General features: G+C 66.1%; 21 protein-coding genes and 1 pseudogene. 10 read left to right on the top strand and 12 right to left on the bottom strand.

All coding sequences use genetic code 11. The features are described 5' to 3' along the window. The first annotated feature begins 175 nt into the window (after positions 1-175). From wecB to ABE438_RS14990, 5 genes and pseudogenes are all read left to right on the top strand, one after another. The gene (gene wecB, locus ABE438_RS15010) at positions 176-1222 is read left to right on the top strand and encodes a non-hydrolyzing UDP-N-acetylglucosamine 2-epimerase (RefSeq protein ID WP_346503447.1); all 1047 of its coding nucleotides are present in this window, start codon (positions 176-178) and stop codon (positions 1220-1222) included. Between the two features lie 269 nt (positions 1223-1491). Beyond that, positions 1492-2394 (top strand): annotated as a pseudogene (cysD, locus tag ABE438_RS15005) (sulfate adenylyltransferase subunit CysD); the annotation flags it as partial. After that, on the top strand, positions 2394-4256 hold the full coding sequence (gene cysN, locus ABE438_RS15000) for a sulfate adenylyltransferase subunit CysN (RefSeq protein ID WP_346503446.1): 1863 nt from the start codon (positions 2394-2396) through the stop codon (positions 4254-4256). The pseudogene cysD and the gene cysN, both read left to right, overlap by 1 nt. Positions 4257-4456: 200 nt before the next feature. After that, positions 4457-5065, top strand: coding sequence for an imidazole glycerol phosphate synthase subunit HisH (gene hisH / locus ABE438_RS14995; protein WP_346503445.1), 609 nt, complete (start codon positions 4457-4459; stop codon positions 5063-5065). A 51-nt stretch (positions 5066-5116) separates the two neighbouring features. Beyond that, positions 5117-5875, top strand: a complete 759-nt coding sequence (locus ABE438_RS14990) for an AglZ/HisF2 family acetamidino modification protein (protein ID WP_346503444.1) — start codon at positions 5117-5119, stop codon at positions 5873-5875. Between the two features lie 28 nt (positions 5876-5903). On the opposite strand, the gene ABE438_RS14985 is transcribed toward ABE438_RS14990, so the two are convergent. The 12 genes from ABE438_RS14985 to ABE438_RS14930 all read right to left on the bottom strand — a co-directional run bounded on the left by ABE438_RS14985 (position 5904) and on the right by ABE438_RS14930 (position 18208). Beyond that, positions 5904-7211, bottom strand: coding sequence for a glycosyltransferase (locus ABE438_RS14985; RefSeq protein ID WP_346503443.1), 1308 nt, complete (start codon positions 7209-7211; stop codon positions 5904-5906). Next, positions 7204-8265, bottom strand: a complete 1062-nt coding sequence (locus ABE438_RS14980) for an NAD-dependent epimerase/dehydratase family protein (protein WP_346503442.1) — start codon at positions 8263-8265, stop codon at positions 7204-7206. The genes ABE438_RS14985 and ABE438_RS14980 overlap by 8 nt, the downstream gene beginning before the upstream one ends. Before the next feature lie 52 nt (positions 8266-8317). Further along, positions 8318-9259, bottom strand: coding sequence for an NAD-dependent epimerase/dehydratase family protein (locus ABE438_RS14975; protein ID WP_346503441.1), 942 nt, complete (start codon positions 9257-9259; stop codon positions 8318-8320). Positions 9260-9263: 4 nt separating this feature from the next. Then, positions 9264-10223: an NAD-dependent epimerase/dehydratase family protein gene (locus ABE438_RS14970; protein ID WP_346503440.1), complete on the bottom strand. Its 960-nt coding sequence runs from the start codon at positions 10221-10223 to the stop codon at positions 9264-9266. A gap of 277 nt (positions 10224-10500) precedes the next feature. Next, a complete protein-coding gene (gene asnB, locus ABE438_RS14965) occupies positions 10501-12396 on the bottom strand; it encodes an asparagine synthase (glutamine-hydrolyzing) (protein ID WP_346503439.1) in 1896 nt (631 codons plus the stop codon). Between the two features lie 77 nt (positions 12397-12473). Beyond that, positions 12474-13514, bottom strand: a complete 1041-nt coding sequence (locus tag ABE438_RS14960) for a hypothetical protein (RefSeq protein ID WP_346503438.1) — start codon at positions 13512-13514, stop codon at positions 12474-12476. A 3-nt stretch (positions 13515-13517) separates the two neighbouring features. Beyond that, positions 13518-13883, bottom strand: a complete 366-nt coding sequence (locus tag ABE438_RS14955; RefSeq protein WP_346503437.1) for a DUF2793 domain-containing protein — start codon at positions 13881-13883, stop codon at positions 13518-13520. 125 nt (positions 13884-14008) lie between these two features. Then, positions 14009-15841, bottom strand: coding sequence for a carbamoyltransferase family protein (locus ABE438_RS14950; RefSeq protein WP_346503436.1), 1833 nt, complete (start codon positions 15839-15841; stop codon positions 14009-14011). Between the two features lie 16 nt (positions 15842-15857). Beyond that, the gene (locus tag ABE438_RS14945; protein WP_346503435.1) at positions 15858-16007 is read right to left on the bottom strand and encodes a DUF5989 family protein; all 150 of its coding nucleotides are present in this window, start codon (positions 16005-16007) and stop codon (positions 15858-15860) included. Positions 16008-16021: 14 nt separating this feature from the next. Further along, entirely contained in the window at positions 16022-16459 is a 438-nt protein-coding gene (locus ABE438_RS14940; protein WP_346503434.1) for a hypothetical protein, read from the bottom strand. A 137-nt stretch (positions 16460-16596) separates the two neighbouring features. Then, positions 16597-17373, bottom strand: coding sequence for an SDR family oxidoreductase (locus ABE438_RS14935; RefSeq protein ID WP_346503433.1), 777 nt, complete (start codon positions 17371-17373; stop codon positions 16597-16599). A 79-nt stretch (positions 17374-17452) separates the two neighbouring features. Then, positions 17453-18208, bottom strand: a complete 756-nt coding sequence (locus tag ABE438_RS14930; RefSeq protein ID WP_346503432.1) for a GntR family transcriptional regulator — start codon at positions 18206-18208, stop codon at positions 17453-17455. 112 nt (positions 18209-18320) lie between these two features. On the opposite strand from ABE438_RS14930, the gene ABE438_RS14925 reads away from it, so the two are divergent. From ABE438_RS14925 to kce, 5 genes are all read left to right on the top strand, one after another. Further along, complete coding sequence (locus ABE438_RS14925; protein WP_465248623.1) at positions 18321-19577, top strand: ABC transporter substrate-binding protein; 1257 nt, start codon at positions 18321-18323, stop codon at positions 19575-19577. 196 nt (positions 19578-19773) lie between these two features. Continuing rightward, positions 19774-20649 (top strand): branched-chain amino acid ABC transporter permease, encoded by an 876-nt coding sequence (locus ABE438_RS14920; RefSeq protein WP_346503431.1) that lies wholly within the window; start codon positions 19774-19776, stop codon positions 20647-20649. A 7-nt stretch (positions 20650-20656) separates the two neighbouring features. Continuing rightward, positions 20657-23182, top strand: a complete 2526-nt coding sequence (locus ABE438_RS14915; protein ID WP_346503430.1) for a branched-chain amino acid ABC transporter ATP-binding protein/permease — start codon at positions 20657-20659, stop codon at positions 23180-23182. A gap of 196 nt (positions 23183-23378) precedes the next feature. Beyond that, the gene (locus ABE438_RS14910) at positions 23379-24317 is read left to right on the top strand and encodes a 3-hydroxyacyl-CoA dehydrogenase (protein WP_346503429.1); all 939 of its coding nucleotides are present in this window, start codon (positions 23379-23381) and stop codon (positions 24315-24317) included. Positions 24318-24358: 41 nt separating this feature from the next. Further along, complete coding sequence (gene kce, locus ABE438_RS14905) at positions 24359-25291, top strand: 3,5-dioxohexanoate:acetyl-CoA acetone transferase (protein WP_346503428.1); 933 nt, start codon at positions 24359-24361, stop codon at positions 25289-25291. Positions 25292-25354 lie beyond the last annotated feature (63 nt).

Genomic DNA, 25354 nt, shown 5'->3' with positions numbered 1-25354 from the left:
CGGGTCCTTTCGCAGATGGCTGCGCTGAGACATGAGCGGCTGCGCCGCCCCGGCAGAGCCGGACCGAGCCGAGCGCTGTCGCCCGCCAACTCGCCTCTATTGCAAAAGCCGGTTTTCTATGCCGATAAGCCCCCCGACTTGGGCCGATCGGCTGGAACGGTGACGCGGAGAACTCATGGCGAAAATCCTGACTGTCGTCGGCGCGCGGCCACAATTCATCAAGGCTGCGCCGGTCAGCCACGCCCTCGCCGCGAAAGGCATCCGTGAGATCCTGGTCCACACCGGACAGCATTTCGACGCGGACATGTCCGACATCTTCTTCGATGAACTGAACATTCCCGCGCCGACGCACAACTTGGACATCAATAGCGTCGGCCATGGCGCCATGACCGGCCGAATGCTGGAAAAGCTCGAAGCCGTCATGCTTCATGAGAAGCCGGACATGGTCCTCGTTTATGGCGACACGAATTCGACAATGGCCGGAGCACTCGCCGCGGCGAAGCTGCATATTCCCGTAGCCCATGTCGAGGCGGGCCTGCGCTCGTTCAACCGTAAGATGCCGGAGGAGATCAACCGCGTGGTCACGGACCATGTGAGCGCGCTGCTGTTCTGCCCGACACGGACGGCCATCGACAATCTCGCGCACGAAGGAGTCACCGAAGGTGTCCACGCCACCGGCGATGTCATGTACGACACGACGCTGGCGGCGATCGAGCGGGCGGCGCAACGCTCGACGATCCTCGAGACCCTGAGCGTCGCCCCGAAGACCTACGCGGTCAGCACGATCCATCGTGCCGAGAATACCGACGATCCCGATCGTCTTACGCGTGTCTTCGCCTGGCTTGGGGAAGCCGCCAGGCAGACCCCCATCCTGATGCCGCTCCATCCCCGGACCCGCAAGTTGATCGCCGACAGGCTCGCGATCCCGCGCGGCATCACGCTCCTTGGCCCGCTGGGCTATCTCGACATGACGCAACTCGTCCACCACGCTACCGGCGTTTTCACCGATTCTGGGGGACTGCAGAAGGAAGCCTATTTCCATGGCGTTCCCTGCATTACGCTGCGCGACGAGACCGAGTGGGTCGAGACCATTGAAGCTGGCTGGAACAGGCTCTGGACGACGGAGGCCTTCGCCACACCAAGAAGCAAGATCGAGGCTTACGGCGAGGGCCGCGCATCTCAGCGCATTGTAGAGCTGATCGCCGACCATATCGCCGGCTGATGTTCCGGTATCGTCATCCGGGTCGATGGCACCGGCGGCTTATCAGCGCATGATGACAAGGAAGACGACACGGCGCCGCGCCGTTGACGCGGCGCTCAAATTTCCCTAGCTCCGGGCGGCCCGGTCGATCGGTCAGGGGAACGGGATCAGCGCGGATTACCAGCCATGTCTCGCGACCAGGACACCGTATCCGACACTAGAACAAGAGCCGAGCCGCGACCAAGTCGTCTCGGCACTGCCGATCCTGACTTGCAGCTCAGCCGAAGAGTTCCAGCTTGCAGCCTCACCTGAAACATCTCGAAGCGGAAGCGATCTCTATTCTGCGCGAAGTCGCTGCAGAGTGCCGCAAGCCGGTGATGCTCTATTCGATCGGGAAGGATTCGAGCGTGATGCTTCATCTCGCTCGCAAGGCATTCTTTCCGGGCAGACTGCCTTTCCCCCTCATGCATGTCGACACGACGTGGAAGTTCAGCGAGATGATCGCGTTTCGCGACGAGACGGCGCGCCGGCTCGAACTCGACCTGATCGTCCACATCAATCCGGAGGGGGCGGCACGCGGCATCGACCCGATCCGATCAGGCTCGGCGTTGCACACCCAGGTCATGAAGACCGAAGGGTTGAAGCAGGCGCTCGACAAGCACGGGTTCGACGCAGCTTTCGGCGGCGCCCGGCGCGACGAGGAGAAGAGTCGGGCCAAGGAGCGGGTATTCTCCTTCCGTGACGAGCATCACGGCTGGGATCCGCGGCAGCAACGCCCCGAACTTTGGTCACTCTATAACACCAAGCTGCGTCCAGGCACCTCGCTGCGTGTCTTCCCGTTGTCCAACTGGACCGAATACGATGTCTGGGATTACATCCTTGACCAGAACATCCCGGTCGTACCGCTGTATTTCGCCAAGCCACGTCCGGTCGTGCGCCGCTCCGGCACCTGGATCATGGTCGATGACGACCGGCTGACGCTCGCACCGGAGGAGATGGTCGAGGTGCGTTCGGTCCGGTTCCGCACCTTGGGGTGCTACCCGTTGTCGGGAGCGATCGAGTCCCAAGCCTCGACCCTACCCGAGATCATCGCCGAAATGCGCGCCGCCCGCACGTCCGAGCGCGAGGGCCGGCTGATCGACAGCGACGATAACGCCTCGATGGAGAAGAAGAAGCGCGAGGGCTACTTCTGATGGGCGCGCCACGACCTACCGCCGACCGCGACCTGCTGCGCTTCCTGGCCTGCGGCTCCGTCGATGACGGTAAATCCACACTGATCGGCCGCCTGCTCTACGAAACCGCGTCGATCTTCGACGATCAGCTCGCCGCTTTGGCCCGCGACAGCCGCACCCATGGCACCATCGGAGACGAGATCGACCTGTCCTTGCTGATGGACGGCCTCGAGGCCGAACGGCAGCAGGGCATCACCATCGACGTCGCCTACCGCTATTTCTCGACGCCGAGGCGGAACTTCATCGTCGCCGACACGCCCGGGCACGAGCAGTACACCCGCAACATGGCGACGGGCGCCTCGACCGCGGATCTCGCGGTGATCCTCGTCGATGCCCGTAAGGGCGTACTCGTACAGACGCGTCGGCACTCCTACATCTGTTCGCTTCTCGGCATCCGCCACATCGTACTCGCGGTCAACAAGATGGACCTCGTCGACTTCGACGAGAGCCGCTTTAGCGAGATCGTCGCGGACTACCTGCGCTTCGCCGAACCGATGGGCTTCGCCGAGATCACCGCCATCCCGCTCGCGGCGCGCCATGGCGACAATGTGGTGGCGCCCTCACCCCGAACGCCCTGGTACGACGGTCCGATGCTGCTTTCCCATCTGGAGGACGCAGCGAGAGGAGCGGACGCCGCGCAGGCGCCGGTACGCTTCCCCGTGCAATGGGTCAACCGGCCGAACGCGGACTTCCGCGGCTTCTCCGGAACGCTCGTGTCCGGCCGCCTCGCAGCCGGTGATACCCTCGCTGTCGCGGCGTCAGGTACGACGGGGCGCGTGGCACGGATTGTGACGGCGGAAGGCGACCTCGGAGCGGCCGAGGCCGGCGACGCCATCACGCTGGTACTCGACCGCGAGATCGATATCGCGCGCGGCGATGTGCTTGTCGCCCCTGACGCGCCCGGACATCTCGCCGATCAGTTCGCCGCCCATGTCGTCTGGATGAGCGAGGAAGCGCTCCTGCCCGGCCGCTCCTATCTGATGCGCGCTGGAACGCAATGGCTGCCCGTCAGCGTCACGGCCATCAAGCACAAGGTCGACGTCAACACGCTCAGCCACCTTGCCGCCAGCCGGCTCGAGCTCAACGAGATCGGCATGTGCAATCTGGCAGCGGCCAAGGCCTTCGCCCTCGACGCCTATTCCGACAACCGCGCCACGGGCTCGTTCATCATCGTCGACCGCTTCAGCTTCGCGACGGTGGGAGCGGGCATGATCGACTTCCCACTGCGGCGCGCCACCAATATCCGCCGCGAGTTCCTGGCCGTCGACAAGGCAGCCCATGCTGCATCGAAAGGCCAGAAGCCGCTGATCATCTGGTTTACCGGTCTGTCCGGCTCCGGAAAATCGACGATTGCGAAGGCCCTGGAGCGACGCCTCTACGCGGCTGGGCGTCATACATACATGCTCGACGGCGACAATCTCAGGCATGGCCTCAATCGCGATCTCGGCTTCACGGAGGCAGACCGTGTCGAGAACGTCCGGCGTGCCGGCGAGGTGGCCCGGCTCTTCGTAGATGCAGGACTGATCGTCATCTGCGCGTTCATCTCACCCTTCAAGGCCGAACGGGAGCTCGTGCGGGGGCTGGTCGCCGAGGACGAGTTCATCGAGATCTTCGTCGACACGCCGATCAAGGTCTGCATGGAGCGCGATCCGAAGGGCCTCTACGCCAAGGCAAAGGCCGGCAAGCTCGTCAACTTCACCGGAATCGACAGCCCATACGAAGCTCCCGACTCGCCGGAACTGCGCCTGGACACGAGCAATATCGACGTCGATACGCTGGCCGAGCAGATCGTTCAGTTTCTCGCTGCGCGTTCGGGCGATTGACCAGCATATTGATGCCATCATGACCACGGTTCGCCAAGTCGCCCGCCTGCCTCTCGTCCCGAGAGGGCCAGGCAAGCAGGCGGCGCCACCTGCGGCCAGCGCCAGGCTCGGAACCCGACTCGATCATCTCGCGATATGCAGCGTCATGCGCTAGGAAAACCCGCGGGGTACTCGTTCCCCGCGCTGGGAGAAGACAAGCGATGATCGTGATCGCCGACTACGGAGTAGGCAACCTGAAATCGGTCGAGCGCATGCTGCGCAAGGCCGGCGCAGATGCCAGGTTGTCCTCCGATCCAGGCGAGATCCGCGAGGCGGCCAAGCTGGTTCTGCCCGGCGTCGGCAACTTCGGCCATTGCGCGGCAGAGTTGCGAGCAGCGCCGTTCTACGACACGCTGCAATGGTTCGCCCTCGAGGCCAAGCGCCCGGTGCTCGGCATCTGCGTCGGCGCGCAATTGCTCGGCCATTCCAGCGACGAAGCTGAAGGAGCCCGCGGGCTGGGCTGGATAGACATGGTGTGCCGCCGTTTCCCCGATCGCCCCGGCTTGCGCGTGCCCAATATGGGCTGGAACACCGTGACACCGCGCCGCCCGTCCCCGCTTTTTGCGTCGCTGGACGAAGAGTCCCGGTTCTATTTCGTCCATTCCTACTATTTCGACGTTGCCGACCAGGAGAGGGTCCTGGCTGTCGCCGAATACGGCTTTCCCTATGCCTGCGCCGTCAACCGCGACAACATCACCGGTGTCCAGTTCCATCCCGAGAAGTCGCTGCGCCATGGGCTGGCGATACTCAAGGCCTTTGCCGATTCTTAAGCCCCGCCTCCGCTTCATTCGGCCATCAGAACAGCCCCGTCAGGAAATCCGATGAAGACGCGCGTGATCCCCGTTCTGCTGCTACGCAACAGCGGGCTCTACAAAACCGTCAAGTTCAAGGACCCGCGCTATATCGGCGATCCGATCAATAGCGTGCGCATATTCAACGAGAAGGAGGTCGACGAGCTCGCATTCATAGACATTTCGGCCACCCCGGCCGGTCGCGGTCCTGATTTCGACATGCTAGAGCAGATCGCGGGCGAAGCCTTCATGCCGATGGCCTATGGCGGCGGCATCACCACGTTCGAGCAGGTGCAGCGCATCCTGTCGCTCGGCTTCGAGAAGGTCATCTTCAACACCGCCGCCTTCGACCATCCCGACGTTCTAGCAGAGACCTCGCGCGTTTACGGAGCGCAGGCAGTGGTCGGTTGCCTTGACGTCAAGAAGACCCTTCTCGGCCGCTATGAGCTCTACACCCATTCCGGTTCCAAGAAGCGTTCCGTGTCCCTGCCGGATCAGATCGCCCAATTTGGCCAACTCGGCGTCGGAGAGATCCTCGTTAACGCCATCGACCGCGATGGCGTGATGAAAGGTTACGACGCCGCCTTGATCAAGGCAGTCTCCTCACGCTGCTCGGTCCCCGTCATTGCCTGTGGCGGCGCGGGCTCGCTTGACGATCTCGGCATCGCCGTGAACGAGGGAGGAGCTTCCGCCGTCGCCGCCGGCAGCCTGTTCATCTACAAAGGCGTTCACCGGGCCGTACTGATCAACTATCCGGATCGCCGCGATCTCAAGCAGCGCTTGCCTTAGGGCGAGTTCCGGCAAGTTATGTTCCAGCTTACCCGGTGACTGTGGAACCTATACGGCTCCGTCTCTCGGCTAGGATGGTCTCGCCGAGGAGGAGCAGTCGCTCCTGCTCGCGCTCCCAGGTCAACTCCTGAGAGGCCCGGATCGCCGCCTGCTTAGCGGCATCAATGCGCGCGGGTGTCAGTCCATTGATGGCTTTGGCAATAGCCGACGGATCGGTACTGTCGACCAGGGTACCGAGGTCATGGCGCCGCACGAGCGCAGCCATCTCCGGCAAATCCGCCACGCATAGACAAAGTCCAGCCATCACGTATTCGAAGAACTTGTTCGGAAGCGTGAAGCGCTTCTGCGGGGAGAAGTTTCCCTGCACGAAATAGCCGATATCCGCGCGATTGGCAGCCGGAACGATTTCCCCGAAGGGCACGGGCGGTTCGAGCCTGAGCCTGTCGGCCACGCCCAGATCCCGCGCCAGCTCTCGCAGGCGGAGCGCAACCGCCGGATCACCATTTCCGCGGATGAGCAGGGAAAACTCTGGCCGCCACATCGGCAGTGAACGCACGGCCTCCTCCAGCCCGCGATCCTCTGACACGATACCATGGTAGAGTACCATTATGCGCTCGCCGCACGGTCGGAACTTCTGCGGCTGCGCGAAGGGAACCGAACGGATCACCGTGACTGGGCGACGCAGGACCTGCTCAACATTGAGCAGGTCGGCAATACCGTCACAGACGGTAGTCACCGCGTCGGCCGCCGCAAAATAATAGTCCTGCAGCGCCGTGGCAAGCCAGCGCCCGTCCGCCAGCCAGCTAGGATCGTGCGCATATTGACCGCGGCCATACTCATGGGCGTCGATCATCCAGGCAGCGTCTGCCCACTCGGCCAATGCAACTGCGGCCGCGCAGGTGGGCGGGTCATGGGCAATCACGAGATTCGGGCGCAGGTCAGGATTGGCTCGCGCGGTCTGCAAAATCTCCTGCCCGTGCCGGCGCCAGTTAGGCAGCCCCTGACAATGTAGTCGCGCGCCCCATTGAGCGAGCCCCGGAATGCCCCGTAGGTCACGATAGAGGAGACGCCCGAACGAACGCTGGGCGCGTAGCGCCGCACGCTGCACACGGCCACCGGTGGACCAGCTATTATCCAGTCGCAGATAGTTCCAGCCGGGCGGCCGCGGAGATGCGCCGTCATAGCCCGCGACGACGACACTCCAGCCGGCCTCGCGATAGCTCCAGGCCTGCCGCAGCAGACGCGGCTCGTCCGAAGCCGGAGTATAGGATATGATCCAGACGCACGGACCTCCTGCGGCCGCTCCGCGCGTGAACGCTCTACCGGTGTCAGGCATAGCGCTTAAGCTCCGGGAGGAAGTGCACGTGCCCCAGCATGCAGCGAACGATGGTGTCCTTGTTCGCCCTCGTCCATTCGACGGTTCGCCGAATGCCTTCCTCGTGGGGCACCTCGGCGACGAAGCCGAGCTTCTCGCGGGCCTTGTCGGTCGAGGCGAAACGCTGGCCCGACCTGTCCCAGTCGCGCGCGGGCGTCAGCGCGATCGGCGTCGCGCTACCCGTGGCCGCATTGATGCGCTCGGCCAGCTCGCGGATCGAGACCTCGGCCCCTGAGCCGAGATTGTAGATCTCTCCTGGCTCGCCTCTCAGACCGCAGGCCATCAGGCCCCGCGCCATGTCCTCGACGAAGATGAAGTCACGCGTCGCGATGCCGCCGTTCTCGACGGGCAGCGCCTCGCCGTGCAGCGACTTCCAGACGAAGGTCGGCGTCACATTGCGCCAGACCGTCGCCGGCGTCCCACGCCAGCGCCCTGCCCCCAGGATCTCGCCTGGGCCATAGACGTTCTGGAAGCGGGCCTTCACGAAAGGCAGACCATGCCGCGTGAAATAATAGTTGCCGTACATCTCGCCGATCAGCTTGGAGATCGAATACGGACTATCGTGGAACAGGGAAACCGGCGCATCCTCGCCGGTAGCCGTCGCACCATCGAAGGTCTTTGCCGCTACCGCGCACCCCGCGGCCGAATAAACGACCTTCTTCAGGGTCTTGATGTCCTTCAACCGCTCGAACAGCTTCAGCGTGGTCAGCGTGTTGTTCTCGTGATCCATCAGCGGATCGTGGATCGATGACTGGTTCCCATGGAAACAGGCGAGATGGTAGGCATAGTCGAGGTCATCATCGAGCTCGCGCAGGATGCGCTCGCTCGTGATCGGACCTGAGACGAGTTTCACGACCGGGTCGTCAGACACATTGACCGGATCGGCCGAGAGGAAGTTATCGACGATGGCCAGCTTGCGCGGCTTTTCGCGCAGGATCTGCTTGACCAGATTGGACCCCACAAAGCCGGCACCGCCGACCACGAGCACATTCTTGTTGGCGAAACTCTCGCTCATGGTGAAGTCGTTTCCATCGATCGAGTGCAGGGTAAGTGGCGCGAACCGGCGCTCAGCCTTTTGCGGGCGGCGCCTTCAGGTGGCTGTATATTGCGGTGACGCCGTGTCGATCGTACCAGGCGAGCATACGCCGGATTGTCTGCTCGAAATCATAGCGCGGCTTCCAGCCAAAACACGTCATCGTCTGCGAGGGATCGAGCACAACGGCCGGCACGTCGTCGGCGCCAGGTTCGACCTCGGGCACCGGCTCGGCGAGCGTGATGCCGAGATGGTCGACGACGATGTCGAAAATCTCCTTGATGGTATGTCCGGTGCCGGTCGAGACGTTGAACACGCCGCTCGGCGCATCCTCCGCCATGACAGCATCCATCACCGAGAAGAAATCATCCATATCGATGAAGTCGCGCACGGTCTTTGAGCAGAAGCAGCCCTTGCCGGCTTTCAGACGCGTATAGAAGGTCGGGATCGGGCCGATCGCCAGGCGCGGGCCGGTGACGTTGGCGAGCCGCAACGACACGAAGGGCAGGCCGGACATGGCGAGGTAGTTCTCGCCGGCCTGCTTCGAGATGCCATAGCTAGTGAACGGGCGGGCAGGGGCGTCTGCCGGGATCGGCAGCGTTTCCGGCCGGCCATAGCCGAGCGCCGTGTGGAAGTTGACGAAGCGCTTCACTCCTGCGGCCTTGGCGGCGGAGACGACGTTGATCGTGCCCGCGACGTTCGTCCGGGTATCCTCCAGCCAGTCGTCCGGATCCTTGTAGGCGGCGGCAGAGTGCACGACATGACTTGGCTTGAACGCGGCGAAGAGCCGATCCACCAGAACCTTGTCGGCGACGTCGCCCTCGACCAACTCGAGGCCGGGATGGCCATCCGGCAGCGAGCCGCGATGGCCCGTCGCGAAGTTATCGAGCACGAGGACCTCGTGCCCGGCTTCGAGATAGCGCTCGGTGAGATTCGAGCCGAGGCACCCCGCCCCGCCGGTGATCAGGACCCGCATCGTGTCAGGCCTTCGCCGCGGTCTTGATGTCGGCGCGGGCTTCCTTGAGATGCGTATAGCCGCCGACGACGCCTTCCTTCTCCCAGCGCTCGACGGAGAGCCTGGCGATCTCCTCGAGCGGGGTGAAGCTCACATCGCCGAAATCGGCGAAGGTGCGGGACGGGTCGAGCAGGATGGAGGGCGCGTCGTCCGGGCCCAGCGGCTTGACCTCGGGCTCGGGATAGTCGTTGAGCTTCATCGCCTTGACGACGGCGTCATAGAGTTCCTTGATCGCCACGTCCTTGCCGGAGGAGAAGTGGTAGGTGCCACCGCCCCTGCCGTCCGCCGCCTGGAGCACCACGCGCGCCAGGTCACCGGCGAAGCAAAAATCGCGGCGCGCGGGTGTGACGAAGCACTTCTTGCCCTCGGCGAGCCGGCCATAGAAGATCGGCAGCGGGCCGGACACGTTGCGCGGTCCGATCACATTGGCGAGCCGGAAGGTGACCCAGTCCACGCCCGAGAACTGGACGTAGTTCTCGCCAGCAGTCTTCGAGATGGCATAGCTCGAATTCACCGGATTGATCGGGTGATCGAGCTGGATCGGCTGCTGCAGCGGCTTGGTGCCATAGCACAGAGCGGTCTGGAAATAGATCAGGCGCCCGACCTTGTGGAGCTTGCAGCCCTTGGCGATGTTGGCGCCGCCCACAGCATTAACCAGCGCGTCCGTCTCCCAATCCTCGGGATCCTTGTAGGAGGCCGCGGTGTGAACGACGACGTCCGGCTTGAACTCGCTGAACAGGCGATCGACCAGCGCCCAATCGGCGATCGAGCCCTCGACCTGCGTCAGGCGCTCCTGGTCGAGCAGATTGTCACGGCGGCCGGTCGCGAAGTTGTCGAGCGACATCACGGTGTCGCCGCGCGCCAGGAACATGTCCGCAGCCGTCGAACCGACCTGCCCGGAACCACCGGTAATGAAGACCTTCATCGTGAGATTCCTGTGATCGCTTGCGTCTGACTGAGCCGCAATCCCTTCCGGCGCGCCCTCGTCGCGCAACCGCAGCAGCTCTATTCTCGCGACATAGCGCATCCCGGCGACCGCTGAATAGCATAATGGCTCGCTATCAGATCATCGGCCGATCAGACATCCCATGACGGTAAGGGCCTGGCCCGCCAAGCAGGCTGGGCGGACGGCAAGACCGTGCATGCTCTCCCCGCACGCCACCATCCTCGACTTCTCGCGCTCCCCGTCATGCGCGTACGCCTCAAAGGTTCACACCGAACCGTCGGCCCCAGATACCGAGATTGATGATTCTCCACAGCGAGAAATCCAGGGGCGTCCGCCCTTCCAGCATACGTGCCGTATTCGTGCGAACCGCATCCGCATTAAGCAGATCCGGATAGAGCGACAGCGTATTCTCGACACCTTCCCTTGCCACGTTCTTGAGCGGGCCGCGGAACCATGCCTGCTCCGGCGTCGCGAAACCGAGCTTATCCCGGCGATCGATGACGACATCAGGCATGATCCCTTTCATCGCCCGACGCAGCACCGTTTTCGTGCTTGCCCCCTCAATCTTATGATCGTTGCCTAGTGCAAGGGAGAACTCGACCAGAGGGTGATCGAGAAACGGCACGCGCGCCTCGATCGAATGCGCCATCGAATTGCGATCCTCCCAATGTAATAGCATCGGCAGGTTGGTAGCGTATGTCAGTCCCAGACATAGAGAGCGGATATCGACAATCGGATCAAGACCGGTGCGTCGTCGCCCTTCCTGACTGGCGGTCACCGGGTTTCCGTCTTTGCGTATCACGGCCGTATCCAGCCAGCCGCGCTGCTGCACTCGCTGATAAGCAGTGCGCAAGCGCGCTGTAGCGAATTCCGGCATGAGCGCAATCGCCGCCATCGATAGTTGCCCAAGCAGCGGCGTCCCAAGCTCGCGCTTGCGGGCAAGCAATGTCGCGACCGCGGTATTGACCTTGCCGTTACGCAGCAGGCCGGCGACACGAAAGGCGAAGCCGCCGTGATAACCGGCGAGCTGCTCGTCGGCCCCCTGCCCGTCCAGCATCACCTTGACGCCGGCCCGGCGGGCCTCTTCGAAGACGCACCATTGCGCGAAGATCGAGGTCGAGCCGAACGGCTCGTCCTGATGCCAGGTGATGTCGGAGGCGCGCTGGAACACATCCTCCGCCTTGGGAAAGATGAAGTGCGGCTGCGTGTGCGCATGCGCCACGACCGCGTCCATGAACGGCTTCTCGTCGACGCTCTTCTCGGCATAGCAGGCCGAGATCGTGTTGACCTTGGCGCCGCCCTCGCCCGACCCCATCATTCCGGCCATCAGGCAGACGATCGCCGAGGAATCGAGTCCGCCCGACAGGCAGGATCCGACGGGTACGTCGGAACGCAGATGAAGCCGCACCGAGTCGGTCAGCAGCGCGCGGAAGCGCTCCGCGGCCTCCTCCTCGGAGATATGCAGCTCGCCGGCGGTCGCCGGATACCAGCGCCGGATCGCGATCTGCAGCACCGGGCTGCCGGCCTTGACGGTGGCGCACTCGCCGCCCCGCAGCTGCATGACGCCGTCATACATCGTCTCGGCGGTATGGTCCGACATGCCTGAGGCGAGGAAATCGTGCACCCGGGCGATGTTCATCCGGCCGCTCAACCCCGGCAGGCCGAGCAGCTGCTTGATCTCGGAGGCGAAGGCGACGCCCCGCGGCGTCGAGAACAGATAGAGCGGCTTGATCCCGTAACGGTCGCGCGCCGCGAACAGCGTCTTCTCGCGCTCGTCCCAGATCAGGAAGGCGAACATGCCGCGCAGGCGCGGCAGTGCCTCCTCGCCCCACAACATATAGGCCCGCAGCAGCACTTCGGAGTCGGACTCGCTGACGAAGACCTCGCCCCGCGCCCGCATCTCCTCGCGCAGCTCGATATAGTTGTAGATCTCGCCGTTGAAGATCAGATGGTACCGCCCCGACGCATCGCTCATCGGCTGCAGCCCGGCATCCGAAACGTCGATGATCGCGAGCCGGCGATGCCCGAGCGCCACCGGCCCGGCGCCGCTGCCATAGACCTCCCAGCCGCGCCCGTCGGGCCCGCGATGGGCAATGATATCGATGCGCGCCGGATCAGGCTCGAAGCCCACGGACGCGTACAGGCCACACATCAACGACATCCTCGGTTGGGGAAGAGCCCCTCTTAGCCGAGCTGCGTGGCTGATTGAAGCCCGCGCGTTGGGGGCGGCTAAAGCTCCGCTTGGAAAGCGATGTCGTTGAATTGGGCATAACACCGTCCCGCCACAGCCGCACGTATCGTCGCGACGGCGAGGCTGGGAGAACTCGCAATGATCGAGCGCTCACCAGCGTAGATATTCGCTTCGTTCGTGACCGTATAGCTCGGCACCGGCAGCGCGCGCATACGGGTCGGCAGCACCAGCGGCACCATCAGATAGGCCGTCGCCGCCTGGTAGGCGTCGAGGAACAGCCCGGCATCGAGGCGGCAGTAATAGTGCTCGCAGAGCCGCCGCTCCTCCGTCCGGGGCCGCTGGCTCCACCCCGTCGCGTGCGCGCCAAGCTCCAGCTTCACCCGCGCGAAGCTCACCGGCGCCGAGCTGGCGCTCAGCCGCAGCGACAGGAGGCCAGTGTCGCCGGCGCCCGTCGTCAGCACGACCGAGCGGCGCCCCACCCCAGGCGCGATCGTCGCCGAGGCGCTGCCGAGCGAGACCTCGAGCTCGCCGCCGCTCAGACCCTCGACCGACAGACTAAAGCTGGTCGCGGCGAAGGAGGCCGCGCCCCACACCGCCGGCTCCAGCACCTGTACGATCCGCCCGCCCGTCAGCGTCATGACGAAGCCGCTGCGGCTCAGCTGCGCCCCGCCGGTATCGGCCTTCCAGCGATCGAAGCCATAGGCGCCCGCAGCCAGCGCCCCGCCGGCGAAGCCACGCTGGTTCACCTGGAAGTCGCCATTGATCACCAGGTTCGGCTGCGGCACCTCGCGGGCCCAGGGGCTCGCCGGCAGGCTGACCGCCCCGCTGCCCGGATCGACCAGCAGCGCCTCGGTCCAGGTCTCGCCGTCGGCGCTGACCTTGATGTGCAGCCGGTCGTCGCCGGCGAGACCGATCTCGGCCCGCCCGGAAAAAGCCTCCTGGAACAGTAAGCTCGCCGTGTCGGGGCCCGCAGCCTTATTGATCTTGAGGCGGTGGTCGCCGGTCTCGCCGGCATGGCTGAACAGGCTCCCTTCGCCGGCGACGGCGAGGGGGTTCAGCGCATCGGCCGTGGTGTTCACGCCCTAGAGCGCCGCGCCGAGGCTGCTCTCCGGCTGCGCGCGCCGCCATTGCGTTCCGGTCCAGACATGATGCTGGGCCTCGTCGACGACCCAGGCCTGCCAGCCGGGGCGTGGCGTCAGGAAGAGCCAGCCGCCATCCTCGAACAAAGCGAGCGCCTCGGCATGGCCAGCGAAGGCGCCTGTGCCGTCTGCGGGCACGATATAGGCGCTCGCTTCGTCCGGCGCGGCAGGCGGCACCGCCTGGGTGCGGCTGGCGACGACGAGATGCAGCAGCGCGTCGAGCCGCACCAGGGCCTCGTTATGGGTGACGTGCTTCTGCGCCTGCCCGGCCGCGATCAGGGGCAGGGCTAATCGCGGGGTCGCGCTCATGGAAGGCCTCGCTGGAACCGAAACGGCGCACCGGCGGTGCACCTCGCGAGGCGACTATGGCGGCAGCCGGCGCGGCGGGGATGCCTGGCTGCTTTATCCCCGCGCGCGGCGGGGCCGTCCGACGCTCAATCCAGCTCGAACGCGTCCTTGTAGTTCAGCGTCAGCGCCGGATCCTGATCCTCCTTGCGCAGCAGGCAGTTGCCGACCACGAGCAGCTCGATCTCCGACCCCATGAAGCAGCGGAAGGCGTCGCTCGCCGTGCAGACGATCGGCTCGCCGCGCACGTTGAACGAGGTGTTGACCACGACCGGGCAGCCGGTCAGCGCCTTGAAGCGCGAAATCAGCGCGTGATAGCGCGGATTGGTATCGGCATGGACGGTCTGGATGCGGGCCGAGTAGTCGACATGCGTCACCGCGGGGATGCTCGAGCGCGGCACGTTCAGCTTGTCGATGCCGAACAGCGCCTGCTCCTCGACCGTCATCTCGCGGCGCAGATCCTCGCGGACATCGGCGACCAGCAGCATATAGGGCGAATCGCCGTCGAGCTCGAACCAGTCGGCGACGTCCTCGCGCAGCACAGAGGGCGCGAAGGGCCGGAAGCTCTCGCGATACTTGACCTTGAGATTGAGGGTCTTCTGCATCGCCGGCGAGCGCGGATCGCCGAGGATCGAGCGGCCTCCGAGCGCGCGCGGGCCAAACTCCATCCGCCCCTGCATCCAGCCGACCGCCTTGCCGTCGGCCAGCCCCTGGGCCGTCGCCGCGATCAGCGCATCCTCGTCCAGCACGCTGAAACGCGCGCCCGCCGCCGCCAGCTCGGCCTCGATCTCGTCTTGCCCGAAGGCGGGACCGAGATAGCTGCCGCGCATCGCGTCGCGCCCGGCCGCGACCTCGCGCGGCTGGTCGTGGAAGAGGTGATAGCCGGCCAGCGCCGCGCCCAAAGCCCCGCCGGCATCGCCAGCCGCGGGCTGGATCCAGAGCCCGTCGAAGAGCCCCTCGCGCAGCAGCTTGCCGTTGGCGACGCAGTTGAGCGCGACGCCACCCGCAAGGCAGAGATTGCGCTGCCCGGTCTCGGCCCGCACCGAGCGGGCAAGGCGCAGCACGATCTCCTCGGTCACAGCCTGGACCGAGGCCGCCATGTCCATGTGGAACTGCGTCAGGAGCTGCTCGGGATCGCGCACCGGCTCGCCGAACAGCGCGGCGAAGCGGTCATTGGTCATGGTCAGGCCGACGCCATAGTTGAAATAGCTCTGGTCGAGCCGGAAGCTGCCATCCTCCTTGAGATCGACCAGCTTGTCGAGCATCAGCCCGGCGAAACGGGGCTCGCCATAGGGCGCCAGCCCCATGACCTTGTACTCGCCGGAATTGACCTTGAAGCCGATATAATAGGTCACCGCCGAGTAGAGCAGCCCGAGCGAATGCGGGAAATGCAGCTCCTTGTGGACCTTGAGATCGCGTCCCTTGCCGATGGCGAGCGTCATCGTCGCCCACTCGCCGACGCCGTCCATGGTCAGGACCGCCGCCTCCTCGAAGGGCGAGGGATAGAAGGCCGAGGCCGCATGCGAGAGATGGTGCTCGGTGAAGAGCAGCTTGCCGATGTCGAACTCCGGCGAGATCGCCTTCAGCGCCTTGGCGATCTCCTGCTTCTGGAACAGCTTGTCGCGCAGCCAGATCGGCATCGCCATGCGGAAGGAGGAGAAGCCGCGCGGCGCGAAGGAGAGATAGGTCTCGAGCAGGCGCTCGAACTTCACGAAGGGCTTGTCGTAGAAAACGAGGGAATCGATGCCCTCGAGCCCGCAGCCGGCGACCGACAGGCAGTAATCGACCGCATGGCGCGGAAAATCGGCATCGTGCTTGCGGCGGGTGAAGCGCTCCTCCTGCGCCGCCGCCTCGATCCGGCCATCGACGACCAGCGCGGCCGCGCTGTCGTGATAGAGCCCCGAAATGCCGAGAATGCGCATGCGCCGCCTTGCCGGTTCAGAACAGCGTGTAGATGAACGGCGCCACCGCGCTGCCCTTGGTCAGGAACAGCAGGCCGCCGAGCAGCAGGCACATCAGCAGGATCGGCACCAGCCAGAACTTCTTTCGGGCCGCGAGGAAGCGAACGAATTCGCGCAGGAAGGACATGGCGGGCTTTCCGGTCAGAACTGGTCTTTCATCGAGGCCGGCGTCGGCCCCGGCGGATCGCGGACGATCCAGTAGCTCTTCGCCTCCGGCTGACGCTTCAGGGCGAGGAAGTCCTTGCCGACGAGCCGGGCGACCAGCGCCATCGGCGTGAAGACGAGGAAGAACAGGATGCCGAGTACGATCGGGTTGACGATCGCCGCCAGCAGCAGGCCGAAGCGCGTCCACAGCCGGTTCAACGGCGCGAGCAGCGCCGGCCACAGCAGCGCCACCGCCAGGAAGCAGGCCGCACCGGCGAAGAGCCAGGGCCAGCCCCGGCCCCAATGCCAGAGATTATAGAGGCCAATCAGCGTGAAGACGGCCGCGAAGACGAAGCCGAAGGAGCGGTCGCTCCCCCCTTGCGTCTGCTCGTGCCCGGCTCCGGCACCGAGTTCGTGATGCACGCCCTTCGACAAGCCGCCATCTCCTGTTCAGGCGGCATGCTCTAGGGGATTCACGTCGCAAGGTCGAGGGCGCGGTCATCACGGACGCGTTCACGCGCCCTGCCCTCATCCGCCAGCCGGGGCACGCATCGCGCCCCGGCGACCATCCCTCAGCTCAGCATGCGCGTATCGCCGCAGACCGAGATTTCCTGGCCCGAGATCGTCTTGCCGTGCGGCGAGGCCAGGAAGACGATCTGGCGGGCGATGTCGCTCGGATCGACGAAGCGCTTGATCGAGACGCCGGAGAACAGGCGGCTCGTCATCTCGTCGATCGAGAGGTTGAGAGAGCGCGCCTTGTTGGCGATGACGCTCTGCTGCCGCGCGCCGTCGACCAGGCCGGGGCAGATGGCATTGGCCCGGATGCCGAACTCGCCGAGCTCCGCGGCGAGCGCCTTGGTGAAGCCGATCACGCCCCATTTGGCTGCGGCATAGGGCGAGCGCATCGGGAAGCCGTGCTTGCCCGCCTGGCTCGACAGGTTGACGATCGAGGGATTGCCGGACTGCTTGAGATGCGCCACCGCCAGGCGGGTGCAGTTGAACTGCCCGGTGAGGTCGATCGCGACGCAGCTGTCCCAGTCCTCGGGCGCGATCTCGTCGACGCGGCCGGTCGGCCCGGCGACGCCGGCATTGTTGACCAAGCAGTCGAGCCCGCCCAGCGCCGCCAGCGTCTCGTCGAACAGCCGCGCCACGGCGGCCCGGTCGGACACGTCGCAGACCGAGCGGCTGATCGCGGGATCGCTCTGCGCCAGCGCCGCGAGGCCCTTCTCGTCGACGTCGCAGACATGGACCCGCGCGCCCTCCGCCGCGAAGGCGCGCGCCGTCGCCAGGCCGATGCCGTTGGCACCGGCGGTGACCAGCACGCGCAATCCGTCGATCTTCATGTCCATGACGCGTTTCCTTCCCTCATGCCGTGGCGCGCGGGTTCAAGGCCGCGTCGCCTCTCGTCGGACCCGGCCGAAGCCGTCGTCACTGCGCCAGCCGGCCGGTCGCCGCGATGTGCTCGGCCGCCTGGTGGATATCGGATTGCAGCGCCTCGCGCGCCGCCGTGGCGTCGCGGGCACGCAGCGCCGCGACGAGCAGCGCGTGCTGGACCACAGCGCTGCCGCGGTCGAGCCGGCGCGCTTCGGCGCGCATGTCGAGATTCAGGATCGGCCCGGCCTTGAGCCAGAGCCTCTCGATGGTCTCGACCAGCATCGGCATGCCGACCGCCGCATAGAGCGCGAAATGCAGGTCGCGATTGGCCGAGACAGCGCCGCCGAGATCAGGCGGCGAAGCAGCGGCCGCGGCGCGGAAGGCCGCCTCGTAACCGGCGATGCGCTCGATCTCGGCAGGCGTCGCGATCCGGGCCGCTTCCTCGGCGGCGTAGCCCTCGATCAGCAGGCGCAGCCGCGTCAGCTCGCGGAACTGCGCCAGCGACAGCACCGGCACATGCACCGCCTTGCCGGGCAGCACTTCGAGCGCCCCGTCAGCGACGAGGCGGCTCACCGCCTGCCGCACCGGCATCATCGAGACGCCGAGCGCTTCCGCCACCTTGCGCAGGGACAGCTTGTCGCCCGGCGCAAGCCGCCCCGCGATCAGCAGTGTCCTCAGTTCGCCGTTGACCCGCTCCCCGAGCGTCTCGTGCAGCAGCGAGCCGACCGAATCCAGCGCCGCGATCGGGTCGCGGGGCGCTGCGGCCGCCGGGCGCTGCGTCTCGGGAGGGGACTGGACTCGGGCGTTCATGTCTGCCAACCTAACTGTGATCACAGATCACGACAAGCGGCAGAAAAGCCGCGTCGCGAGAAACGCCGGGCGCCGTGAGGCGCCATCGGCGCATGCTCTTGGGAGGAACGTCATGTCGAACAGCAAGACTCTCGATTTGTCCCGTCGCCAGGCCCTGGCCGGGATGGGCGCCGCCGCGACGGGGCTGATCGCCAGCCCCTCGATCATCCTCGCGCAGACCCCCGACACTATCCGCTTCGGCCATCTGACGCCGCGCACCGGCTTCCTCGGCCCGCTCGGCGAATACGGCGTGATGGCGGCCGACCTGGCGGTCGAGGAGATCAATGCCGCCGGCGGCATCAACGGCCGCAAGCTCGAAATCCTCAAGGAGGACTCGGTCAACCCGCAGACCGCCTCGACCAAGGCCGAGCGCATGTTCGAGCGCGACCAGGTCTCTTGCATCATCGGCGAGATCTCGTCGGCCTCCTGCCTGACGATCTCGCAGGTGGCGGCGCGCAACAAGAAGCTCTTCCTCAACACCGGCGGCAATTCGGACGCGCTGCGCGGCGAGAACTGCAACCGCTACATGTTCCATGTCGAGCACCAGAACTCGATGTATGTGAAGAGCTGCGGCCGCTCGCTGCTGGAGCAGGGCTTGGTCAAGGGCAAGAAGTGGTTCTCGCTGACCGCCGACTACGCCTTCGGCCACGACCTGCTCAAGGTCGCCAAGCGCTTCATGGAAGGGCATGGCGGCCAGTTCGCCGCCGACAAGCTGGTGCCGACCGACGCGACCGACTTCTCGGCGCTGCTGCTCGAGATCCGGGCGGCGAAGCCCGACATCGTGATCTCCAACCTCGCCGGCAACCAGATCACCAACTTCCTGAAGCAGTATGCCGAGTTCGGGCTGACCTTCCCGGTCGCCGGCTTCGGCTTCGACACCGCGCTGGCCTGGGCCGCCGGCAAGGACAATTTCGGCGGCACCTGGCCCTGCGTCTGGCACCACCTGATCGACACGCCGGCGAGCAAGGCCTTCGTCGCCGCCTTCACCAAGAAGTACGGCAAGCCGCCCGAGAACCAGGCCTGGGGCGACTATATGGCTGTGAAGATCATGGCGCAGTCCATGGGCGAGCTGAAGAGCACCGACACCGCCAAGCTGCTCGAGCATTTCGAGAAGGGCGCCAAGTTCGACGTGATGAAGTCGCGCGAGGGCTATTTCCGCGCCTCCGACCACCAGCTGATCAGCGAGATGTACACCATCACCGCGCTGCCGGCCGCAAAGGTCAAGAACCAGTGGGATCTCTTCACCTCCTCCGGTCCGGTCCCCGGCCCGAACGAGGACATGGAGATCATCGCCACCCAGGGCGACGAAGCCGTCTGCAAGATGAGCTGACGACCACTCTCATTCCGGGACGGGTCCTGAGGCCCGTCCCGGAACCCATGAACAGGGCCGTGGTCCGCCTCGGCAGCGACCTTTTTCTGTCCCGCGCGATCGCTCGTGTTCATGGGCTCCGGGTTCTTCGCACCGCGAAGCCCCGGGATGACGACGCCGCGCTCCCGACCGCCGCTCCAGACTTGAAGGCCATTCCTTGCTCACCCTCTTCATCCAGCAGGTGCTGAACGGGCTGCTAGACGGGGTCTACTACCTCCTGATCGCCCTCGGCCTGTCGCTGATCTTCTCGCTCGGCGGCATCGTCAACCTCGCGCACGGCGCCTTCTACGCCATCGGCGCCTATCTCACGATCGTGCTCGCGCCGCATATCGGCTTCGGCGGCGCCATCGTCGCCTCGCCGCTGCTGGTCGCGCTGATCGGCATGGTGATCGAGCGCGGGCTGTTCCGGCATTTCTACCGACGAGATCCCATTCTCTCGCTGCTTCTGACCTTCGGCCTGGCGCTGGTGGCCGAGCAGTCGCTGCGCATGATCTTCGGCGCGCCGCCGCTGTCCTTCTCGATCCCGCCCGAGCTGCGCGGCCAGATCTTCATCGGCGACTTCATCTATTCGCGCTATCGCGCCATGCTGATCGGCATCGCCGCCGCCTGCGTTCTCGGGCTCTGGTTCCTGCTGCAGCGCACCGCCTTCGGCCGTGTCGTGCGTGCAGGTGTGCAGAACCCCGACATGGTCGGCGCGCTCGGCATCTCGCTGCAGCCCTACATGATGACCGTGGCGGCCATCGGCATCGGGCTTGCGGGCCTCGCCGGCGTGCTGCTCGCCCCGATCTACTCGATCCACCCCGCCATGGGGCAGGAGATCATCACGCCAGCCTTCGTCGTGGTGGTGATTGGCGGCCTCGGCTCCTTCTGGGGCGTCGTCGTCGCGGCGCTGATGGTCGGCCTGGTCAAGGGCATCACCATCGGGCTCGGCTTCACGCAATGGTCGACCGCCGTCATCTACTTGATGATGCTGCTCGTCCTCCTCTTCCGTCCGCGCGGCCTGTTCGGCGAGCGCATCCAGCGCTTCGAGTGAGGCCGACATGACCTCGACCCGTCACGACTATCTGCCCCTCGTCATCGCGGCCGTCGGGCTCGCCGCCCTGCCCTCGCTGATGCACGCGCTCGGGCTAGGCACGACCTCGGCGACCGAGATCGTCATCTTCGCCATCGCCTGCATGGGGCTGAACATCCTGGTCGGCACCACCGGCCTGGTCTCCTTCGGCCACGGCGCATGGTTCGGCATTGCCGCCTATGCAGCGGGCCTGATGCAGCGCCACTGGTTCCCCGAGCATTTCGTCCTGCCGGTGCTGCTGGCGATCGCGCTAGTCGGCGCCATCGCCTTCGCCTTCGGCGCGCTGATCCTGCGCCGGCGCGGCGTCTACTTCTCGCTGCTGACGCTCGCGCTGGCGGCGATGGTCTACTCCGTCGCCTTCCGCTGGACCTCCTTCACCGGCGGCGAGGACGGGCTCGGTGGTATCACCCGCCCGCGCTTCCTCGGCCTCGATTTCGAGAGCAGCGGCACCTTCTACGGGCTGGTCGCGGCCATCGCCTTCGGCGTGGTCTACCTGCTCTGGCGCTTCCATCGCTCGCCGGTCGGCACCGTGCTGGTCGCCATCCGCGAGAACGAGCAGCGCGCGCGTTTCCTCGGCTACGCCACCACCCGCTACAAGCTCGTCGCCTTCACCGCCTCCGCCACGCTGACCGGGCTCGCCGGCACGCTGCTGCTGTTCAACAACCGCATGACCTCTGCCGAGCCGATCTCCGTCGCCTTCTCGGGCGAGTTGCTCGCCATGGTGGTGATCGGCGGCATGCGCTCCTTCCTCGGGCCGGCGCTGGGCGCGCTGTTCTTCGTGGTCTTCCGCGACTATCTCTCGAGCATGACGCCGAACTGGCTGTTCTGGTTCGGCCTGCTCTTCGTCGCCTTCATCGTCTTTTCGCCGGACGGTCTCGTCGGCGTCGGCCAGCGCCTGCTCAAGCCGTTCCGCAAGCGGCTGGCCGAGGACGCCGCCATGTCGGCCCGCAAGGCCGGCGCGGTGGAGTTGCCGGCCTTCATGAAGCCGGCCGACGCCGGCGACGGCACCATCCTCAGCGCCACCGGCCTCGCCAAGAGCTTCGGCGGCATCAAGGCGGTCGAGAACGTCGACATCACCATGCGCGACCGGCGCCTGCACGCGCTGATCGGGCCGAACGGCGCCGGCAAGACCACGGCCTTCAACCTGATCTCGGGCCTGTTTTCGCCCGACCGGGGCCAGGTCAGGCTGCGCGAGCGCGACATCGCGGGATTGCCGCCGGAGCAGATCACCCAGGCCGGCATCGGCCGCGCCTTCCAGATCACCAACCTGTTCCCGACGCTGTCGGTCGCCGAGAACGTCCGCCTCGCCGTCCAGGCCCGGGCGCCAGAGCGCTTCGGTGTCTGGCGGCCGGCCGGAGCGGTGGCGCGGATCAACGACGAGGCCGGCCAGGTCATCTCGACCATGGGCCTGTCCGGCATCGAGCAGGCGGAGGCCGGCTCGCTGAGCTATGGCGGCCAGCGCCTGCTCGACATGTCGCTGGCGCTCGCCACCAGCCCGCGCGTGCTGCTGCTCGACGAGCCGCTGGCCGGGCTTGCCGCGGCGGAGCGCGAGCGCGTCGGCAACCTGATCAAGTCGATCTCGACCGACCTGCCCGTGCTGCTGGTCGAGCACGATATCGACCGCGTCTTCGCCATCGCCGACCATGTCACCGTGATGAACGAGGGCTCGGTGCTGGTCGACGGCACGGTGGAGGACGCCCGCTCCTCTGCGAAGGTGCAGGAGGTCTATATCGGCTCCGGCGCCCATGCCCTGGCCGCCAAGCCGCGCGAGAGTGCCGCGGGCGAGAAGGTCCTGCTCGGGCTCGACAAGGTCGACACCTTCTACGGCAAGAGCCACATCCTGCGCGATGTCAGCTTCGGCGTGCACGAGAACGAGATCGTCGCCCTGCTCGGCCGTAACGGCGCCGGCAAGTCGACGCTGCTCAAGACCATCACCGGCATCGCCCCGCCGGCCGCAGGCAGCGTCGTGCTCGCCGGGCAGGACATCGCCGGCCTGCCGCCGGCGCAGATCGCCCGCTCCGGCATCGCCTATGTCCCGCAGGGGCGCGGCCTGTTCGCCGGCATGAGCGTCAAGGACAATATGGAGCTCGGCCGGCTGCGTCGCGTCACCGGCAACGGCGTGCACTGGGAGGACGAGAAGATCTTCTCCTTCTTCCCGCGCATCAAGGAGCGCTGGAGCTCGCCGGCCGACTATCTCTCCGGCGGCGAGCAGCAGATGGTCGCGGTCGCCCGCGCACTCTCAGGCGACACCCGCGTGCTCCTGCTGGACGAGCCCTTCGAGGGGCTGGCGCCAGCGGTGGTCGAGGAGCTGTTCGAGGCCTTCGACAAGCTGCGCAAGGAGATCGCCATCGTGATCGTCGACCACCATCTCGACCTCGCGCTGGCGCTTTCCGACCGCACCGTCGTGCTCGAGCGCGGCCAGGTCACCCATATCGGCCCCTCGCGCGCGCTGAGCCAGGACCTCGCCCTGCGCCGGCAGGTGCTGTGGCTGTGAACGGCATTCTCAGTCATTCCGGGGCTTCGCGCAGCGAAGAGCCCGGAACCCATGACCGTCGCCGGTTCCGGAAGAACCGCCGCCATTGTCGCGCCTCACCTACGACCGCCCGCGGTTATGGGTTCCGGGCTCACGCCTGCGGCGTGCCCCGGAATGACGGCGTGGTTCCCGTTCGTCTGTCCATGGATGTTCTCGCATGACCAAGATCGCCATCGTCGGCTCCGGCCTGATCGGCCGCGCCTGGGCCACCGTCTTCGCCAGCCACGGCTTCGACGTCGCGCTGCACGATGTGAAGCAGGAAGCGGCACAGGCCGCACGCGACCATATCGCCGTCAACCTGCGCGAGCTGGCAGGCCACGGGCTGGTCGAGGATCCCGACGGCGCGCTCGCCCGCATCCGCGTGGCGAAGGACCTCGCCGACGCGATCGACGGCGTCGCGCTGGTGCAGGAGAACGGGCCGGAGACGGTCGAGGCCAAGCAGGCGCTCTTCGCCGAGATGGACCGCCTGGCGCCGCCCGACGCCATCCTCGCCTCGTCGACCTCCTACATCCTCGCCTCCGCTTTCACCGAGGGGCTCGCCGGCCGCGGCCGCTGCCTGGTCGGCCACCCGGTCAACCCGCCACATCTGGTGCCGATCGTCGAGCTCGCGCCCTCGCCCTGGACGGACGCCGCCGTCGTCGACCGCGCCAAGGCGCTCTACGAGCAGGCCGGCCAGGTGCCGGTGGTGCTGCGCAAGGAGAAGGCCGGCTTCATCCTCAACCGGCTGCAGGCGGTGCTGCTGGCGGAAGCCTTCCGCATCGTCGGCGACGGGGTCGCCAGCGCCGAGGATGTCGACAAGACCATCCGCGACGGGCTCGGCCTGCGCTGGTCCTTCATGGGCCCGTTCGAGACGATCGAGCTCAACGCGCCGGGCGGGATCCGCGACTACTGCACCCGCTACGGCGCCTCGCTCGACCGCATGGCGAAGGAGAGCAGCGCCGGCGATCCCTTCGGCCAGGCGACGGTCGACACGATCATGAGCGAATGGAAGGGTGCGCAGGAGCCCCGGCGCATCGCCGATCTCAGCGTCTGGCGCGACGAGCGCCTCGCCGCCCTCAAGGCCCATAAGCGCTCAGCCAAGCGCAAGCCCGCCTGACCCGCCCCGCCAACCAGACCGTGCCCGCAGGACCAAAGCCCATGGCCAAGAACCGCAAAGTCATCATCACCTGCGCCGTCACCGGCGCGATCCACACGCCCTCGATGTCGCCGCATCTGCCGGTGACGCCGGAGGAGATCTCGGACGCCGCCATCGGCGCGGCCGAGGCCGGCGCCGCACTGGTGCACGTCCATGCCCGCAACCCCAAGACCGGCCAGCCAGACCAGTCGCCGGAAGCCTTCGAGCCGATTCTGCGGGTGATCAAGCAGCGCTGCGACGCGGTCGTTAACATCACCACCGGCGGCGCACCGACCATGCTGGTCGAGGAGCGGCTGCAGCCCTGCGCCAAATTCAAGCCCGAGGTCGCCTCGCTCAACATGGGCTCGATGAACTTCGGCCTTTACCCGATGCTGAACCGCTTCAAGGAGTTCAAGCACGACTGGGAGCGGCCCTACCTCGAAGGTTCGGACGACCGCGTCTTCAAGAACACCTTCAAGGACATCGAGAACATTCTGACGACCTGCGCCGAGAACGGCACGCGCTTCGAGATCGAGTGCTACGATATCGGCCATCTCTACACGCTGGCCCATTTCGTCGATCGCGGGCTGGTGAAGCCGCCCTTCTTCGTGCAGTCGGTCTTCGGCCTGCTCGGCGGCATCGGGCCGCACCCGGAGGACGTCGCGCATATGAAGCGCACGGCCGACCGGCTGTTCGGCGACGACTATGTGTGGTCGGTGCTCGGCGCCGGCCGCCACCAGCTCCCGATCGCCGCCATGGCGGTCGCGATGGGCGGCAATCTCCGCGTCGGCCTTGAGGATTCGCTCTGGCTCGGGCCGGGCAAGCTCGCCGAATCGAACGCCGCGCAGGTGCGCGCCGCCCGCCAGATCGTCGAGGGGCTGGGACTGGAGATCGCGACACCGGCCGAGGCGCGCGAGACGCTCCAGCTCAAGGGCGCCGACAAGGTCGCCTTCTAGCGCCATCCCGCATGAACGACGCCAGGACGGGCGGCCAATCGGCCGCCCGTTCGCGTTTAGGGA

The organism is Allobosea sp. TWI1241 (genome assembly GCF_039673065.1).
Taxonomy (GTDB): domain Bacteria; phylum Pseudomonadota; class Alphaproteobacteria; order Rhizobiales; family Beijerinckiaceae; genus Allobosea.
This window is presented reverse-complemented; position numbering and strand designations above follow the sequence as displayed.